The sequence below is a fragment of the Paenibacillus sp. BIHB 4019 genome, assembly GCF_002741035.1.
Taxonomy (GTDB): Bacteria; Bacillota; Bacilli; order Paenibacillales; family Paenibacillaceae; genus Pristimantibacillus.
Map to the genome: position 1 here is coordinate 395,749 of NZ_CP016808.1, position 16,008 is coordinate 411,756.

Here is a 16,008-nt window from a genome sequence, read left to right on the forward strand (position 1 = left end):
GCTGAGATTAAGGACAGTGATTGTACTGTTTATCTATGTGCGAGAAGTTTGGTAATTACTATGGAAAAATCCGATAAATCACAGCAGATCAAATTCGTATTATAATCTGAAAAACATAATAGGAGAGTGTTGAAAATGTCTGAAATCAACCCATTAATCAATCTATACGGAAGTGACGCGTTTGATCTAACTTTAAAAGAAATACAGGAATTAGCTACAAATTCAAATATCCCATTCGATAAAAATATGTTGATTTAGGAATCTCTTTCTTAATGATGAAAGCAAATGAAATAGTCGCAGGAAATAAGGCTGGATCTTTGCTTGTTTCTATAGTTCTTCTTTATTAACTCTATGATTTCTTTGAAGTATTGCTCCTCATTATCCTCGATTTTTTTAGCTGATGAATTAAATTGAAGATGAGCTATAACTGAATTACTATGATCAATAATCTTACTCTGCTTGTTTAAAACGAATTTTAGTGTACCGTTATTAAAGAAACATTTATCTGCATAGAGAACTTCTAACGTATCCATAAAGCTTTTAGCTTCGTTATAGCCTTTTTCTCCATGCTCGACACTAATTTGATGAAGGTTGTTACCTACAACAGAAAAGAATTTATCTAATAAATACTCTTGTTTCTTCCTAAACTTTGGAGCAGCCTTCATAATCTTCTTGTTATATAGCTTCTTGCCGTTTTCATCGGTCAATGACAGTATATTGTCCATCTCGTTAAATAGCGGTCTGCACACATTGACTAGATCACCATGCAATGACACAGGAAAAATATTCATCATGTCTTTATAGGTCTTTTTACTAAATGAATACTTAGGGAAATCAATACGTTCATCAATGATGAGTGTATGTCTGCCTTCAGTTAGCAAGCTTCTATTTGCTATGTCAGAACATAGGATTTTGTATCTAGCATGCGTAATTATTATTACATCCGCATTAATCATTTTCCCTCGTCGAACCTTAATTCTTGCCAGTTGTCTTTTGTAATTCCGACTATACTTTGACTCCAGTGATTATTAAGTATTCCATCGTCACCAGCTTTAACTTTTTCAGTTTCAACAACATCTCTGCTAAAAGGCTTAACAATAAGAAACTGCCTATTTACTTTTCCAAAATGTTCATGACCAAATTGAAACCTAACCAAGTAATCATGTATGATCCTATTAGTCTCAACTGACTTACCTAATCCTGCCTCAATATTAATCACTTTAAATGTGTCATTATCTGTTTCATTATGTACAATTTGATTTTCTAAATTATCAATTTTTCAGTGTATGTTTCACCGTATCGATCCTCATAAATCGTGATCCCCATATATTATGAACTCTTTTAATCCTACTTAATTATGGATTTGAATTCAGAGTATTTTCCCATGACTTCTCGTAGTAAAGGAGTATCTTTGAATATGTAAATGTTGCGAGTGACATCTTTAAAATCTGGTTTTTCTGATATCTTATGAAACTTGTTAAACATAAGCCAACCTGCCAATCGTTCCTGTGTAATTACTATAGTATTGTTCAAATCTAATATTTCCTCCATTTGATTTAATATTAGCTACCCACTAACATCGCAGTTAATGGGTATCCTTTTTGATTGCTTACGAGTCTCCACAAGTACACTTTACTTCTCTATGAATTTAATCTATATTTTTGATTTAAGCAGATTTTAGAGATTCAATATAAGACACACTCGCGCCCCAAATGTTATCCAGATCCCCATCGAAATATGAAGACCAATTCTGCACATCCAAATCAATCTTAATTTGCTGTGTTTGAATTATAATTTCTCTTTCAGCTCTCAAGCCCCCAATTTCAAGCAATATAGCCCTTCTGCGTTCTAACCCTTCCTCTATCGCTATATTCCTTAACAAGCGCTATATGCCGTTTACAGATGGCAAATAGCTTGTCACAGTGTTCATCAGACATTATCCAAATAAGACGATTAAATGATAAGGTGGCATCGAGTGATTCTTTGTTCATGATGCTCATAAATCAATACCATTTAGCGGATTGTGCTTATTATTTAATTCCTTCAGCTCAGTAGCAAATAAGTTAACGTACCTCTGAGTCATGGCGAGCTGCCGATGACGGAGCACCTTTTGTAAGCTCAAAACATGATCCCCAGATAATAAATATCGCTTGGCGAAAGTGTGGCGAAAGGTATGAGCCGATAATCGGACATCTTTAAAATTCAGATCCTCTTTAAGTCTTTTGAATATAGACTTGCCAGCATCAGAAGAAAGTTGGCCATTCTTGTCCTCACTCGTGAACACATATTCAGATAATACTCCAAAATGCTGCTTGCAAAAAATTTTGTATTCGGCAAGTTCCTTTATCAGTTTATCTGTAATAGGAACGGATGATTGTTCCCTCTTCTTGCCGAATAAAACTACAGCTCCGTTGACCAGGTCTACATCGTTCCATTTTACGTTTAGCATCTCCCCTAGCCTACAAAGAGGAAAATAATAATGGTGTGGTTTCGGTAGGCATTAAACGAGCGAGAGCGCTCTTTGATGCGTCTGTAGTAGTTCAACATTTGCTTAATGTGATTATCGCTAAAAGTTTGGATTTGAATCTCTTCTTTGACGAACATTAAACCTTTAATCGGATTTGCTTTTGCTTCAATGACCTCTGTTTCCTGAAGGTGGTTAAACATGATCTTAAGGGTATGTAATTTCGAATTACGAGTCGTGGGGTTATTGTTTCGTTCTTTTTGGCAATGCAAGAGGTACGATTTTATTGTGCTCTGCCTAACATCATGAACGTTAACAATTTCATGGACAGACGCGCAATATGCTTGAAACTCATTCAGAGTCAGCAAATATGAGCCAATCGTTTTCGGGGATAAGTTTCGGTACTCTCGATCATCTTTGAAGTCCGAAATAGCAAAACGTAATAGCACGAAAAAACCACTCCCTAATCAGATTTGTGGTCTGATTAGAAAGTGGCTTCATTTATAAGAAACGTGTGAAGGTAATCACACTATCTAAATTCACCTTGATAAAACCGGAAGTTTTAAGTTATGGTGCGGTAGACAGGATTTGAACCTGCACGTCCATTGGACACTACCCCCTCAAGATAGCGTGTCTGCCGTTCCACCACTACCGCACATTTAGGGAAGTCTTACAAGAAAAAATGGTGAGTCATGTAGGATTCGAACCTACGACACCCTGATTAAAAGTCAGGTGCTCTACCAGCTGAGCTAATGACTCGCATTAACAAAAAATAAATGGTGACCCGTAGGGGACTCGAACCCCTGTTACCTCCGTGAAAGGGAGGTGTCTTAACCACTTGACCAACGGGCCTTAATTGTCGCACACAGTGATATTAGGCGTAAAAAAAAGACCGGCATGTTGAACGGCCTTCCGTTACAATCACTTTGAGAAAAATATGGCGGAGAGGAAGGGATTCGAACCCTTGCGGCTGTTACACCCTAACGCTTTAGCAAAGCGCCCCCTTCGGCCTCTTGGGTACCTCCCCATATGTGGCTCCCCGAACAGGACTCGAACCTGTGACAACTCGATTAACAGTCGAGTGCTCTACCAACTGAGCTATCAGGGAATACTTTGTTTTTCTCAGTGTTGCCTGTGAACCGCGGCGACAAGTAATAATTTATCATGTATCTGATTTTAAGTCAAGCGTTTTTAAAAATAATTTTCCGCGACATTTTCCGCACGCATATTTAGCGGGATTTATCCGCCTTTTTCGCATGTATTCCATCCCGCATTCCTTGCATACAAGCTTGTACCGAAATGGCTCTACACGGCGCTCCGGCAGCGATTGGCAGTACCTCGAACCGCCCACCTGAGCAAGCAGCCGCTTAAAATCCTCATCCCGGTGACGATAGCCTCTTTTCAAAATATGCAGATGATAATGGCATAGCTCATGCTTAATTATTTTTTCTGTTTCGTCCGCTCCGAACGTCGATAGTTGATAAGGGCTAATTTCAATATTATGCGACTTCATAAAATATCGTCCGCCCGTTGCTTTCAAACGACCGTTAAAAGTTGCCAGATGTTTGAATGGCCGTCCAAAGCTTTCCAAGGACACCCGCTCCACCCATTGCTGGAGCTCCTCGTCTTTCATCGTCTGCACCATAAATCTTGATTCTCCCTTGTTCATTTGTTCTCTTGCACTCTAGTTTGCCAAATAAAATAACAACCGTAAAGAGGGCCAAAAAAGTGCAGCAAATTCCGATTCGTTTTTCTGGCATTTTTGCAGCCCATACGCTACACTGTCAAGTAGTGATGCACTTTTATGGCACAGCAGCAATAAACGGCTGCATGATGCAGCGAATGTTTTGAGGGGAGAATCCAATCATCTTATGCCAACGATGCGTTTTGTACTAATGAAAAACAATGATCAGGTGTTCTTTGTAGAAATGCCTGATACGCATGCCTATCAATTAAGCGCCCTTAACTTGCGCCTGCACAAGGAGCTGGACAAGCTTACTGCAGAGCAGGTGCCCGCGCTTCCATATGCGATTGCTGAATGTGACCGCGTAGAGCTCCATGACAGCTCGATTCGCATTGCTTCGGGCTTAGACTACATTAACGAGCTGGAACGCGAATTTGCCGCTGTTAAAGAGTCTGCTTACCCGCTTATTGCGCTGCTCACGGAAATTCGTGCGCTGCAAGCTCAGCTTGAGCAATGGTACGAAGATGAAATCGGCTAAATAGGACCTGCACGGACATTCGCCCTTCCCCATATGGTAGTAATACATCAGGGATGACCGGGAGGAGGGCGATCCACAATGCCGCAGTGGCTGTGCAATCAAATGATGCGTGCGTTTCATAAGAAAGATCGCAGGCAAATTAAGCTGCTTAATGAATGCTGGTATTTTTATCGCAGCAAGCAAAGCACCAAGGATACCGACAATAACAACGAATTGACGATTCGCCATTGAGCGTCTTAGTACAGCAATGAAGCCTCCGGCTCCCACTATTTGCAGTGGCTGCCAGAGGCTTCTTCGTTTATGATTATGAATTACATTTTGTTGAAAAATGCAATGTCGTTGATCGGCAGACGCGTACTCGGATGTCCGGTTTTGGAAGCTTTGCCGATTGGCAGCAAAATGTTCAAAGCATAACGCTCTGGAATGTTCAGCAGCGCTCTTACTTTATCGCGATCGTAGCCGCCCATAGGCACAGTGTCATAGCCTTTGGCTTTTGCTACTTGCATAATTTGCATCGATACGAGGCCTGCATCAAATACAGTCACTTCATGCAGACGTTCCTTTGGAATGGATGTGTACAGCTTTTGCGAGTTGGCAGCGAACGATTCGCTCATCTCTTTGGTCATAAGGCCAGCTTCCGCCATTGAACCGTAAATCTTTTCAGCATTCTTATACATTTCCAGGTCGCCCAACACGACGATAACAGCTGCTGCGTCCACAACCTGCTGCTGGTTGTTCGAGATAGGAAGCAATTGCTGCTTGAGCTCCTCGTCCGTTACAACTAGAAAACGCCAAGGCTGCATGTTCGACGATGACGGTGCTTTTGCGGCAATTTCCAAAATTTCCGTAATTTCCGCTTCCGTCATTTTTGCAGTGTTGTCATAGTGGCGCACCGAGCGGCGATCGCTTAATACTTGATAAAAAGATTGATCCAGCTGTGTTTGTACAGTCATGATAATTCCCTCCAAATATCGTTTATATAAGTGCAATTCTTACTGTGCTTAATATAACACAGTTAATTTCAAAAAAACATCTGCTACACAAGCAATAGTATAGTCCTCCATCTATCCACTTGTCAATCGTATATTTCTAACTATTTTATAGTTGGTTATCTGTTGCCTTTTTAAGGTCGCAAACCCGTCTCGTCAGCTGTTCAATGGTCCCTTTACCAAGCATTTCGAGCGCGCTATTTTTGACTCCCTCCGAAATTTCACCAAACGCCTGGCGCATCTCCTGCCCAAATTCATGCTCTCCAGTCGTCTGCTCCAGCCCTTTGCATAAAGGCTCGCCTAGTTGAAGCGCCAAATACACATCTGCGAGCGTAATTGCGCCTGCAGCACGGCTTAGCTTGTAGCCTCCGTCCTTGCCTTCCTTCGTGTCCAAAAGCCCCTCGCGGGCAAGCTCCGACATCACGCGGCGCAGCAGCGTTGGCTCGACCTGGAGCCGTTTTGAAATTTCTGCGCTTGTGCATGGCTGATCCTTATGAGCAAGTACGACGAGCGCCTGAAGCGCTATGCCAAACCATTTATGATGGGGAAAAGTGCTGCATTTCTCGGCTTGCATAGATAGTCATCCTCTCTGTCACTTAACAGGGTCATTCCTTATATTCCTTGTTAAGTATGACGGACTTGCCGGCAATCGGCAAGTCCGTCTTTCAAGCTTTTATTAACCTGGCTTGCGCATCGTAAGGCCAACGCGCCCTTTTTTCACATCTACGGTCAGTACCCAGACGGTAACGGTATCCCCTACAGAAACAACATCCATCGGATGCTTCACGAATTTATCGCTCAATTGGGAAATATGGACGAGCCCGTCATTTTTAAGCCCAATATCGATAAAAGCGCCGAAATCGATGACGTTGCGCACCGTGCCCTGCAGCTCCATGCCCGCTGTCAAATCCTCCAGATTTAGCACCTCGGTATGAAAAATAGGAGCGGGAAGCTCCTCCCGCGGATCGCGTCCGGGACGCAGGAGGCTGTCCACAATGTCGCGCAGCGTTGGAACCCCGACGCCAAGCTCAGGAGCAACGGAAGCCACATCAAGCTCTGTCAGCTTCTGCTTCAGCTCCTCCGAGCCAAGCTGGTTCAGCTTAACGCCCAAATGGGCAAAAAGCTTGTCCACGACCGCATACGACTCGGTGTGGATTGGTGTCCCATCCAGCGGATTGGCCGCTTCAGGAATGCGCAGGAAGCCGATACACTGCTCGTACGCTTTCGCGCCAAGACGCGGCACCTTTTGCAGCTGCGCCCGCTTCACGAAACGGCCATTTTCCTCGCGGTATTTGACGATGTTGCGAGCTGTTGTTGCATTAATGCCCGCCACATAGGACAGCAGCGACGCTGAGGCCGTATTTACGTCTACACCAACATGGTTAACCGCTGATTCCACGACAGCGCCCAGGCTTTCATCCAGGCGCTTCTGGCTCACGTCATGCTGGTATTGGCCGACGCCGATTGCCTTTGGCTCGATCTTGACCAGCTCGGCCAGCGGGTCCTGCAGCCTGCGTGCAATGGACACGGCGCTGCGCTCGGCAACGTCAAGAGAAGGGAATTCCTCGGCTGCCAGCTTGGAAGCCGAATACACACTCGCCCCTGCCTCGCTGACGATAATATATTTCAGCTCGAGACCAGGCGCAGCTTGGCGGGCTTTAATCAGGTTCGCAATAAATTGCTCCGTTTCCCTTGAAGCCGTCCCATTGCCAATGACAATCAGCTCGACTTTATAATTATCAATCAGGCCATTAATTAAACGCTCCGCTTCCACTACTTTATGATGCGGGGCAGTCGGATAGGATACGGCCACCTCCAGCAGCTTGCCTGTATCGTCTATGACCGCCAGTTTGCAGCCGGTGCGGAAGGCGGGATCGACGCCAAGCACAACATTGCCGCGAACAGGCGGCTGAAGCAGCAAATTGCGCAGATTTTCCGAAAAAATCGAAATCGCATGCTCCTCCGCTTTATCCGTCAGCTCGCCGCGCACCTCGCGCTCAATGGACGGCGCTATCAAGCGTTTATACGAATCCTCAATGACGGCAACGAGCACGCTTCGCACCGCTTCAGCTGTATGATTCCGTAAAATTTTACGGCCAACATGCTCATGAATCCGCTCTGTGGACAACTCGAACGCTACCTTCAGCACATCCTCGCGCTCGCCGCGATTAATCGCCAGTACGCGATGAGGAGGCAGCTTGCGCAGCGGTTCATTGTAGCTGTAGTACATTTCGTATACAGACTCCGCTTTCGCATCACGCGCTTCGGTACGAATAAGCGAATGATCAAACGTATGCTTTCGCACCCAGGAGCGAATCGACGCGTCATCCGCTATATTTTCAGCCAAAATATCCATTGCCCCTTGCAGCGCTTCCTGAGCGCCGGGAACACCTTTGGCCTCATCGATATATTTAACTGCCTCGGCGAGCGGCTCCCCTTGACGGGGCTGCGACCAAAGCCACTGGGCAAGCGGTTCTAATCCCCGTTCCTTCGCCACGCTCGCCCGCGTCTTGCGCTTCTGGCGATAAGGCCGGTATAAATCTTCGATTTCCTGCAGCTTTACGGAAGCATTGATGGCTAAGCTCAATTCCTCGGTTAGTTTGTCCTGCTCGTCAATAAGCCGAATGACCTCACGCTTGCGCTCTTCCAAATTACGCAAATATTGCAGTTTTTCCTCAATCGCTCTAAGTTCGGTTTCATCCAGTTCGCCTGTCATTTCCTTGCGGTATCTGGAGATAAACGGAATCGTATTGCCTTCATCCAGCAAGGCGACAGCCGCTTTCACTTTAGTAAGCGGGATAGACAGCTGCGCGGCTACGCCTTTAATAATCCGTTCATTTTCCGCAGCTATTTGCTCCGCTGTCCGTTCCACCTTGCCAGTTGGTCCATCAAGCGCTTCACTCGTTATATTCGTCGTCGTATTTGCCAAGCGGCACGCACCGTCCTTTTGCATTTTCATAGCCTGCTTGTATTGCCGCAGGTGGGCTTCTCCCTATTTTACCATTATGTTGGGCAAGTGTTCAAAATCATTGGACTGCCTATACATTTTAGATGTGCACAGCCTCCATAATCAGCACAAAAAACCGCCAGCCGCAGGCGGCAAATGCCACGCTGGCTGACGGTAATATTGCCATTCTCTTGTACAATGCCTAAGCGATTATCGCGTAAAAGGATTATTCGCCTTCTCAAAGCCAATCGTCGTCCGCGGGCCATGCCCCGGATATACTTTAACCTCATCAGGCAGCTTGTAAAGCTTGCCTTGAATGGAATCGTACAAATCCCGCTCGCGGCTGCCCGGCAAATCTGTACGTCCAACGGAGAGCCTAAACAGCACGTCGCCGGAAAAAAGATCGTTGCCGCGCAAAAAGCTCACGCTGCCCGGGGAATGGCCCGGCGTATGCATAACGCGAAATTTCTCGCCCAGCAGCTCCAGCGTCATCCCTTCATCCAAGGCGTATTCCGCTGGATCGGTCGTCAGCGGCGGCGTAACTTCCTGCCAGCGCATGGAACCATTTTTCCCAGCATCCGTCAGCCAGTCGGCCTCCAGATCGTGAATATAAACCGGGCAGCCTGCCGCTTTGCGAACCTCGTCCACACCGCCCATATGATCGAAGTGGGCATGCGTCAGCAAAATCGCCTCAATATGCGTATCGGCAATCCGCTTCAGCACGCCTTTCGGGTTCATGCCCGGGTCAATGATAAGGCCCCGTTCCTTGCCTGTTTCCTCATCCTTTACCGTGAGCAGGTAACAATTGGTCTGGAGAGGTCCCAGCGCAAATGACTCAACTCGCATTTCACTCATGATCAGCGCTCCTATTCTTCTGTTTAGAACGACTCCAGCAGGTCGCGCAGCTCTTTCACAATAACCGAATGATAGCCTGTGCCTTCGCCGTAACGGCGGCCCATTTCTTGGCGGACAAGTCCAAGCTTGTCTTGATAATCTGCTGCTTCACGGTCTGGATTTTCCAGCTTGAATGCGGTCATCGCTTCTTGAACATGCTTAGGACGCGGTCCCCATTGTCCGAGCACATGGCCGCCTGTATCTGCAATAATAACGATCGGAACCGCGCGGCCGCCCATGGTCAAAAACTGCTCCATCGTATCGAGATGCTCCTCCATAATGAGCACCTCTGTTGGGACGCCGCTATTTTCGAGCGCACGGAATACAACCGGAATATTGCGAATGACATCGCCGCACCACTCTGCCATCAAGATCAAGCAGCGCAAATCGTCGCGGTTGTTCAGCGATTCGAAAAATTCGCGATCGCTTTCATCCGTCCAAGCAAACTGGTTGTACCAGTCTTGAAAAGCCTCTTTATTTTTCTCCATGCCGTCGATGAATTGCTGCGGGGTAATGCCTTTATTCAATTTCTCTGCTACGCTTTTGCTCATAATTAATGACCCTCTTTCTCCTGTTATATGTATCGTAGATTCATACGGATCAGGCTGCATTACGCCGATTTTTTACGTGATTTTCTAAATTTATAAAGCGAATAAACAATGATTAACAATACTGCGAGAATAATAGCTGGAAGCACATAATCCTTCGCCTGCTCATGAATGTTTTCCCAATTTTCGCCAAGCGAGCGGCCCAAATGGACGAACAATAGCGCCCATGGCAGGGAAGCAGCTGCGGTAAGTGCAGTAAACAGCCAGAAATTCATCTTCGCCATGCCCGCGGGAATCGAGATGACTTGACGCATGACGGGAACGAAACGGGCTGTAAATACTATGCCGGAGCCATATTTTTTGAACCATTCTTCGGCTAGGTCGACATGCTTCTTTTTAATTTTAATATATTTTCCGTATTTCTCCACCAGGGGACGTCCGCCGAATCTGCCGAAAGCATACAAAATCCAGTTTTGACCAACCGCGCCGAGCGTTCCAAAAAAGACGGCGCCCGCGTAAGAAATTTCGCCTTTGTACACCAAGTAGCCGCCAAAGCCAAGTACAATCTCGCTTGGAATGACCTCCATCAGCAAACCGATCAAAATCCCAAAGTAGCCAAGGCTTTCAATCCATAAAAGCAGGGTATGCAAAATCTCCGAAATGCTATCCATCACGCTTGCCTCTCACATCCTCTCTAAACTACTGCTTCGCTTGTTATTCTACCACACCGAAGGAAGGCTCATCCAGTCGAAAGCGTGCAGGTGACGTTCATGCGGGCGGAAGCATACATATAGAGGAAAGAGAGGAGCGGGTCTGCCATGAAGCCTACTGCCCAGAAGCATGACTCAAGCCTGCCTACCGCTCGCAAAATACGGCGTGCCTGCAGCAATGAGCTGTACCGTACGGCCAAACGTTTGAAGCTGTGGGTGTCCAAAGAAAAGCTTGATCAGGCGGAAAATTTGTATTTTAAGAAGGTAGCAGTCAATCTGCTGTGGATTCACGAGCATAAGAGCAATCGCAAGCTGCTCGCGGATTGGTGGGATGAGAACGTCTCCGCTGAAATCGCCGAGCTATGGGAGACGGACCGGGAGAAGCTAAGCGAAGCTTTCCGCGAGTCGTTTGGCGGATAAGAGAAAATGCCCGGCCTGTGCGGGTACGAAAAAAGCAGGATTTTTCTATGGGCCGCTGGCCTGAGAAAATACCCTGCTTTTCATCATATGCTGAGGCTGCCTCTTGAGGCGGGAATTACTCTTCCCGCAGCCGCTCCACCGATACCGTTTCCGTATTCAATGGATTGGAGCCCACCTGTACGGTTGCCATGCTGTTCGCTACGTCGACATGCTCGATCCATACGGCTTTCCCATCAAGCTGCACTCCAATTGTTTGCGATGAATCATAGATCTGCTTGGCGCGCGAAACGTCCATCAGGATCCCTCCTTAAGCTTAATTGCTATCTGCCTTCTTCCTCCATCGTATCGGTCGTCGATTCATCAATAAGGCCGTTATGAGGCGTTACATTGCCTCCTCCAAGCCCTTCGTTCACCATACGGTCAATATCCATAAAATAATCGGAGCGCCCTTCATGCTGGGCGTCAACGCCTGTACCATTAGTCGTGTTTTCGCCTGCTGGTTGCTCATTCATATCTGTCATTGCCTTCCCTCCTTTCTTTAAACAGCTCCTTGCCTACTTGCAAAATATGCCCGATCGGACACTTGTTCATTCACTCCTGCCGTACAAGTGCCCGCTTATAATAACGGAGACAGCAGATGCGCAGCAGCTTCCGCCATTTTCTGAAGGACTGGCCGCTCCGAAAAACGGTTTAAGCTCAGCTCCTCGCTATCCCGCTCATCCTGCCGAAAATCCCGCTTCAGCTGCGAAATAGATCCCGCATCAAATAAAAGCGCATTTTGCTCATAATTGTTGTAGAAGCTGCGCATATCCATATTCGCCGTTCCCACTGACGCCAGCATGCGATCAATGATGAGCACCTTGGCGTGTATAAATCCTTTGCGATAGCGAAACACCTTAATCCCCGCCTTAAGCAGCGGCTCTACATAGGAAAGCGTAGCCCACAATACAAGCTGGGAATCCCCTTTGCCCGGAATAATAATGCGCACATCGACGCCGCTCAGCGCCGCTACCCGCAGCGCCATCAGCAATCCCGGATCAGGTATAAAATAGGGCGTTGACAAGCTTATGCTTTCTTTCGCAGCCATTACCGAAGCAACGACTGATTCCAATATCGGCTCCCCGATTTGATCAGGGCCTCCAGGCGTAATCAATACGGGATCGTTGCCTTCACAATGATGAAGCGGCATATAGAGCGCTCCGCTCAGCTCTTCTTTTGCTGCAAAAGCCCAATCGCTCCTGAACAGCTGCTGTAAAAAATAAACCGCATCTCCCTCCAGCTGCACATGGGTATCCCGCCAAAATCCAAGCCTCGGATTTTTGCCCAAATATTCATCGCCTATATTAATACCTCCAACGAAGCCGATTTTGCCGTCTATGACTGCGATTTTACTGTGATTGCGGTTGTTCAGCCGCCGCTCGTACCAAGCATGGCGCGGCGGTAAAAAGCAGCTTGTCTGAATGCCGGCCATATCAAGCTCATGAATATAGGCTTGGCTTAGATTCATGCTGCCGATGCCGTCATACAGCACGCGAACTTTCACGCCTGCCTTTGCCCGCTCGATTAAAGCATGCTTGAATCGCTGCCCAATCCCATCATCCCGTATCGTATAATAATCAAGATGAATATAGCTTTGTGCCCGGCTTATAGCCGCCAAGATCGCCTCGTAGGTATCGTGCCCATTTTGGAGCACATGGACCTTGTTGCACAGCGTAATACAGTGGCCCTTCGAAGCCGTCAACAGCCGGAATAACTGTTTTTGCCCATCAAGCTCCGGACTTGCCTTCAAATCAGCAAAGCTTTGCGCATTGTGCGTTAGCTTCCCGGCTTGGAGAAGCTTCTCTTGAGCCAGCCGTTTATGAGTATGGCTGCTTTGGCGATTCACCGGCCGTGCAAGCAGCAAGTAAAGCGCAATTCCCAAAATCGGCAGCAGCATCGTAATCGTCAGCCAAGCAGCTAGGCGGGCAGGCCTACGATATTCCATTGTGAAGATAAATACAAATTGCAGTAAATATAGCCCTAGAACGATGGCTAGGGCAATGATAATCAACCAAACGGACATGAAGGTCCCCCTTGTTGTGTGACGCGTGTTTAAAGCGGAGCATAACCTACCAATTTTTCTAATGTATTACAAACAAGCAACTTGCGGCTAGAATCCTGCTTATTTAGTGTCCACGGTTCATCGTTCCATTATGCGCTTGTTTCTGTATAAACAAGCTGATTTGATATGCAGTAGATTAAAAACACATAACAAAACAGCACGCGCTCCCGATTACCGAATCGGGGCGCGTGCTGTTCATTGCACAACAATGCTATCTGCTGGAAGGTTTACTAAGTATCGTTGCTACAATCGCTACTAACATAAGCAGCTTCATCTTTAATTTAGCGAATATCTTTATCTGCTAATTAGGCTAGCCTGTTCGTTTCATAGGAGTTGACGCGTCGGTAACGCGATGCATTCGGTCCCAAATCAGCTTATGCATGCTGAAATACCTGCACAAAAACACCGGAAGACGTTTATGTTTTATACCCAGCTTGTAGCCGATAAGCTTAGCTGCTGATTCCGCAAAAAGCACAGGTATCAAATGATAACGATGCTCTTTCAGCAAGCATTGCAGCTGGGTTTTGACAAGCTTAAAGCCGGGCTTGCCCACTTTGCTAAAAGGGATAATCCATTCATTACGGCACATCGATACTCCATTGTCAAAAAAACGCCTGAACTGCTGCATTAGCGTATAATCATGAGAATGGTAAACGCCAGCTTCCGCCGCATAAGCAATGCTGTATCCGTTCATGACACAGGTTGCGGCCATGAACATATCCTCATTAAAAATAACAGGAGCATCAAAGCTGCCCATTTCATAAAAGGTTTCTCTGCGATAGGCCGCGCATACATTCGAGCAAATAAATGTTTGAATGCCCATTTGATCAATATCTGCTTTAGATTTCAATCGCGGCTCAGGCGGATAATTAGATGCTCTCGCCAACCGCTCCAATATACCTGCATGGGGATATGGTATTTGCCTTGCGTAGGAGCAGGAGGTACTAGCATCATCAAGCAGCGGCTGGACAAGCTTTTCAAGCAGTTGTTCATCATAGGGCAGCGCATCCTGCGTCATAAATACGAAAAAATCGCCTTTTGCTTGGGCAGCAGCCGTATTGCGCGTACCGCCATGATCAAATTCGCTGCGCAGCACCGTCATCACACGCGTCCCCAGTTGAAGCGCCCGCTCAGGTGTACCATCCTCGGAGCTGGAGTCCATAACGATAATTTCGTAGGGCAGCAGTGTTTGTTTCTGCAGCCTTTGAATAAGCTCAACAAACTCCAAACCTGCGTTTAATGTAGGAATTATTACCGAAACCTTCACATTTGTACTGCCATCAGTAAGCATTTTTATTGACAAACCCTCTCACAATCGTCATTACGATGATTTTCAAATCCAAAATAAAAGTCCAGTTTTCAATATAAAATAAATCATGTACGATTCGATCCTCAATGGAAGTATCACCACGAAGCCCATTCGTCTGCGCCCAACCGGTAATGCCGGGACGAATCTGATGCTTGATCATATACTTCGGAATCTCTTCTTTGAACTGGTTAACGAAGTACGGACGCTCCGGGCGTGGCCCGACAACGCTCATATGTCCGAACAGCACATTAAAAAACTGCGGCAGCTCGTCAAGGCTCGTGCGGCGCAGGAAGCTGCCAAACTTCGTACGGCGCGGATCATTTTCCACTGTCCACTGAGTATTGGACACTTCGCCAGTCGACACGCGCATCGAGCGAAATTTATACATGAAGAAATTTTTGCGGTTTAACCCCATCCGCTCCTGCTTAAACAAAACCGGTCCAGGGGATGTCAGCTTGATGCCAATGACCGTCGCCAGCATAATAGGTGAAGTAATAAGGATAGCAATCAGCGAAAAAATAATATCAAAGCCGCGCTTCAGTACACGATTACTCAGCTCATCTAGCGGAACATCCCGTACATTTATAAGCGGAATACCAGCAAAATTATCAAAAAATGGCCTAGCGGGCAACAAATCAAAAAAATCAGGGATAATTAGCGTCTTCACGCCAGTCTTCTCGCAAGTCTCAATAATCTGCGCATATTTCTTATGCGCTTCGAGCGGCAATGCGATAATAACCTCGTCAATCGTAAGCTCATTCAGCTTCTCTTCAAGATCGTCTAGCTTTCCGATGATCGGCTGCATGAACTGATGCTCCTCCGCATGCTCACCCTGATAATCGTCTAGAAAACCGACTGCTTCATAACCTAGCTCAGGACGCTTCTGCAAATTGTGATAAAAGCTACGCCCCACTGAGCCAGCCCCGACAATTAGCACATAACGCTTGTTATAGCCACGTCGACGGAAGGAGAACAGCATTGATTTTACAATATAACGATAAAGGGCTATTGCAGCAATATTCATCAGGAAAAAAATTAATAGTAATTCCCGGGAAATATGTACTTCACCTGTGAAGTAAAATAAGCTGAGCAAGAACAGGAAACTGATCGTCTGAATCTGTATAATCTTCAGTACTTCATATGAATAATTTTTACGCCGTTTAGGCGAATAAAACTGCAAATAAAAACCGACTACGACAGCTGAAAATGAATAGACGGTTCCCCAAACCAAATAGGTGGAAAAAGGAACGGAATTCACATAGGACAACCAGTCGCTATAAAATTTAAGCCAATAGGCGGCGAGAAATACGATTAACGTACATAACAGATCCGCAAGCATATATAACTGGGACAATATCCTCTGGTTTTGCCGGATCATAAATGCAAATTCACCCACATTCTATC

18 protein-coding genes and 5 tRNA genes are annotated in these 16,008 nt (G+C 46.2%); 3 read left to right on the top strand and 20 right to left on the bottom strand.

Annotated features, from left to right (window positions below; all coding sequences use genetic code 11):
* Positions 1-269: 269 nt before the first annotated feature.
* From BBD42_RS01815 to BBD42_RS01860, 9 genes are all read right to left on the bottom strand, one after another.
* Positions 270-956 (bottom strand): hypothetical protein, encoded by a 687-nt coding sequence (locus tag BBD42_RS01815; protein WP_099516747.1) that lies wholly within the window; start codon positions 954-956, stop codon positions 270-272.
* Positions 957-1,996: 1,040 nt separating this feature from the next.
* The gene (locus BBD42_RS32070; protein WP_237163330.1) at positions 1,997-2,449 is read right to left on the bottom strand and encodes a tyrosine-type recombinase/integrase; all 453 of its coding nucleotides are present in this window, start codon (positions 2,447-2,449) and stop codon (positions 1,997-1,999) included.
* 5 nt (positions 2,450-2,454) lie between these two features.
* Complete coding sequence (locus BBD42_RS32075; protein ID WP_237163331.1) at positions 2,455-2,913, bottom strand: phage integrase N-terminal SAM-like domain-containing protein; 459 nt, start codon at positions 2,911-2,913, stop codon at positions 2,455-2,457.
* A gap of 121 nt (positions 2,914-3,034) precedes the next feature.
* Positions 3,035-3,119, bottom strand: a tRNA-Leu gene (locus tag BBD42_RS01835).
* Positions 3,120-3,147: 28 nt separating this feature from the next.
* A tRNA-Lys gene (locus BBD42_RS01840) sits at positions 3,148-3,223 on the bottom strand.
* A gap of 18 nt (positions 3,224-3,241) precedes the next feature.
* A tRNA-Glu gene (locus tag BBD42_RS01845) sits at positions 3,242-3,316 on the bottom strand.
* Between the two features lie 86 nt (positions 3,317-3,402).
* Positions 3,403-3,491: transfer RNA gene (locus BBD42_RS01850), tRNA-Ser, on the bottom strand.
* A gap of 5 nt (positions 3,492-3,496) precedes the next feature.
* A tRNA-Asn gene (locus BBD42_RS01855) sits at positions 3,497-3,572 on the bottom strand.
* Positions 3,573-3,626: 54 nt separating this feature from the next.
* Positions 3,627-4,109, bottom strand: a complete 483-nt coding sequence (locus BBD42_RS01860) for a SprT family protein (RefSeq protein WP_481855909.1) — start codon at positions 4,107-4,109, stop codon at positions 3,627-3,629.
* Positions 4,110-4,335: 226 nt separating this feature from the next.
* On the opposite strand from BBD42_RS01860, the gene BBD42_RS01865 reads away from it, so the two are divergent.
* The gene (locus BBD42_RS01865) at positions 4,336-4,686 is read left to right on the top strand and encodes a hypothetical protein (protein WP_056034079.1); all 351 of its coding nucleotides are present in this window, start codon (positions 4,336-4,338) and stop codon (positions 4,684-4,686) included.
* Between the two features lie 78 nt (positions 4,687-4,764).
* The gene (cmpA, locus tag BBD42_RS01870) at positions 4,765-4,917 is read left to right on the top strand and encodes a cortex morphogenetic protein CmpA (RefSeq protein WP_099516750.1); all 153 of its coding nucleotides are present in this window, start codon (positions 4,765-4,767) and stop codon (positions 4,915-4,917) included.
* An 80-nt stretch (positions 4,918-4,997) separates the two neighbouring features.
* Here cmpA and BBD42_RS01875 read toward each other — a convergent pair whose 3' ends face one another.
* The 6 genes from BBD42_RS01875 to uptA form a co-directional block, all read right to left on the bottom strand.
* Positions 4,998-5,639: a nitroreductase family protein gene (locus BBD42_RS01875; protein WP_099516751.1), complete on the bottom strand. Its 642-nt coding sequence runs from the start codon at positions 5,637-5,639 to the stop codon at positions 4,998-5,000.
* A 145-nt stretch (positions 5,640-5,784) separates the two neighbouring features.
* Positions 5,785-6,249, bottom strand: a complete 465-nt coding sequence (locus BBD42_RS01880; RefSeq protein WP_099516752.1) for an RrF2 family transcriptional regulator — start codon at positions 6,247-6,249, stop codon at positions 5,785-5,787.
* Positions 6,250-6,351: 102 nt separating this feature from the next.
* Positions 6,352-8,628, bottom strand: coding sequence for a Tex family protein (locus BBD42_RS01885; protein ID WP_099516753.1), 2,277 nt, complete (start codon positions 8,626-8,628; stop codon positions 6,352-6,354).
* Positions 8,629-8,832: 204 nt separating this feature from the next.
* Entirely contained in the window at positions 8,833-9,468 is a 636-nt protein-coding gene (locus BBD42_RS01890) for an MBL fold metallo-hydrolase (protein WP_081418765.1), read from the bottom strand.
* A gap of 32 nt (positions 9,469-9,500) precedes the next feature.
* Positions 9,501-10,067, bottom strand: a complete 567-nt coding sequence (locus BBD42_RS01895) for a thioredoxin family protein (protein ID WP_099516755.1) — start codon at positions 10,065-10,067, stop codon at positions 9,501-9,503.
* 59 nt (positions 10,068-10,126) lie between these two features.
* Entirely contained in the window at positions 10,127-10,735 is a 609-nt protein-coding gene (gene uptA, locus BBD42_RS01900) for an undecaprenyl phosphate transporter UptA (protein ID WP_056034095.1), read from the bottom strand.
* A gap of 147 nt (positions 10,736-10,882) precedes the next feature.
* On the opposite strand from uptA, the gene BBD42_RS01905 reads away from it, so the two are divergent.
* Entirely contained in the window at positions 10,883-11,194 is a 312-nt protein-coding gene (locus tag BBD42_RS01905) for a dehydrogenase (RefSeq protein ID WP_099516756.1), read from the top strand.
* A 115-nt stretch (positions 11,195-11,309) separates the two neighbouring features.
* On the opposite strand, the gene BBD42_RS01910 is transcribed toward BBD42_RS01905, so the two are convergent.
* The 5 genes from BBD42_RS01910 to BBD42_RS01930 all read right to left on the bottom strand — a co-directional run bounded on the left by BBD42_RS01910 (position 11,310) and on the right by BBD42_RS01930 (position 15,982).
* A complete protein-coding gene (locus BBD42_RS01910; protein WP_056034102.1) occupies positions 11,310-11,489 on the bottom strand; it encodes an H-type small acid-soluble spore protein in 180 nt (59 codons plus the stop codon).
* Between the two features lie 25 nt (positions 11,490-11,514).
* Positions 11,515-11,715, bottom strand: coding sequence for a hypothetical protein (locus BBD42_RS01915; protein ID WP_237163579.1), 201 nt, complete (start codon positions 11,713-11,715; stop codon positions 11,515-11,517).
* A 95-nt stretch (positions 11,716-11,810) separates the two neighbouring features.
* On the bottom strand, positions 11,811-13,256 hold the full coding sequence (gene cls / locus BBD42_RS01920; protein ID WP_099516757.1) for a cardiolipin synthase: 1,446 nt from the start codon (positions 13,254-13,256) through the stop codon (positions 11,811-11,813).
* 349 nt (positions 13,257-13,605) lie between these two features.
* Positions 13,606-14,586 (bottom strand): glycosyltransferase family 2 protein, encoded by a 981-nt coding sequence (locus BBD42_RS01925; protein WP_099516758.1) that lies wholly within the window; start codon positions 14,584-14,586, stop codon positions 13,606-13,608.
* The gene (locus tag BBD42_RS01930) at positions 14,576-15,982 is read right to left on the bottom strand and encodes an undecaprenyl-phosphate glucose phosphotransferase (protein ID WP_099516759.1); all 1,407 of its coding nucleotides are present in this window, start codon (positions 15,980-15,982) and stop codon (positions 14,576-14,578) included. The genes BBD42_RS01925 and BBD42_RS01930 overlap by 11 nt, the downstream gene beginning before the upstream one ends.
* Between the last annotated feature and the right edge of the window lie 26 nt (positions 15,983-16,008).

Excerpts from the sequence above, each read along its gene's own strand:
- BBD42_RS01915 (WP_237163579.1), bottom strand. The coding sequence starts at position 11,715 with ATGACAGATATGAATGAGCAACCAGCAGGCGAAAACACGACTAATGGT.
- BBD42_RS01815 (WP_099516747.1), bottom strand. The coding sequence starts at position 956 with ATGATTAATGCGGATGTAATAATAATTACGCATGCTAGATACAAAATC.
- BBD42_RS01925 (WP_099516758.1), bottom strand. The coding sequence starts at position 14,586 with ATGCTTACTGATGGCAGTACAAATGTGAAGGTTTCGGTAATAATTCCT.
- cmpA (WP_099516750.1), top strand. The coding sequence starts at position 4,765 with ATGCCGCAGTGGCTGTGCAATCAAATGATGCGTGCGTTTCATAAGAAA.
- BBD42_RS01895 (WP_099516755.1), bottom strand. The coding sequence starts at position 10,067 with ATGAGCAAAAGCGTAGCAGAGAAATTGAATAAAGGCATTACCCCGCAG.
- BBD42_RS01865 (WP_056034079.1), top strand. The coding sequence starts at position 4,336 with ATGCCAACGATGCGTTTTGTACTAATGAAAAACAATGATCAGGTGTTC.
- cls (WP_099516757.1), bottom strand. The coding sequence starts at position 13,256 with ATGTCCGTTTGGTTGATTATCATTGCCCTAGCCATCGTTCTAGGGCTA.
- BBD42_RS01905 (WP_099516756.1), top strand. The coding sequence starts at position 10,883 with ATGAAGCCTACTGCCCAGAAGCATGACTCAAGCCTGCCTACCGCTCGC.
- BBD42_RS32070 (WP_237163330.1), bottom strand. The coding sequence starts at position 2,449 with ATGCTAAACGTAAAATGGAACGATGTAGACCTGGTCAACGGAGCTGTA.
- BBD42_RS01860 (WP_481855909.1), bottom strand. The coding sequence starts at position 4,109 with ATGGTGCAGACGATGAAAGACGAGGAGCTCCAGCAATGGGTGGAGCGG.
- BBD42_RS01930 (WP_099516759.1), bottom strand. The coding sequence starts at position 15,982 with ATGATCCGGCAAAACCAGAGGATATTGTCCCAGTTATATATGCTTGCG.
- BBD42_RS01910 (WP_056034102.1), bottom strand. The coding sequence starts at position 11,489 with ATGGACGTTTCGCGCGCCAAGCAGATCTATGATTCATCGCAAACAATT.
- BBD42_RS01890 (WP_081418765.1), bottom strand. The coding sequence starts at position 9,468 with ATGCGAGTTGAGTCATTTGCGCTGGGACCTCTCCAGACCAATTGTTAC.
- BBD42_RS01875 (WP_099516751.1), bottom strand. The coding sequence starts at position 5,639 with ATGACTGTACAAACACAGCTGGATCAATCTTTTTATCAAGTATTAAGC.
- BBD42_RS01880 (WP_099516752.1), bottom strand. The coding sequence starts at position 6,249 with ATGCAAGCCGAGAAATGCAGCACTTTTCCCCATCATAAATGGTTTGGC.
- BBD42_RS01885 (WP_099516753.1), bottom strand. The coding sequence starts at position 8,628 with ATGCAAAAGGACGGTGCGTGCCGCTTGGCAAATACGACGACGAATATA.
- uptA (WP_056034095.1), bottom strand. The coding sequence starts at position 10,735 with ATGGATAGCATTTCGGAGATTTTGCATACCCTGCTTTTATGGATTGAA.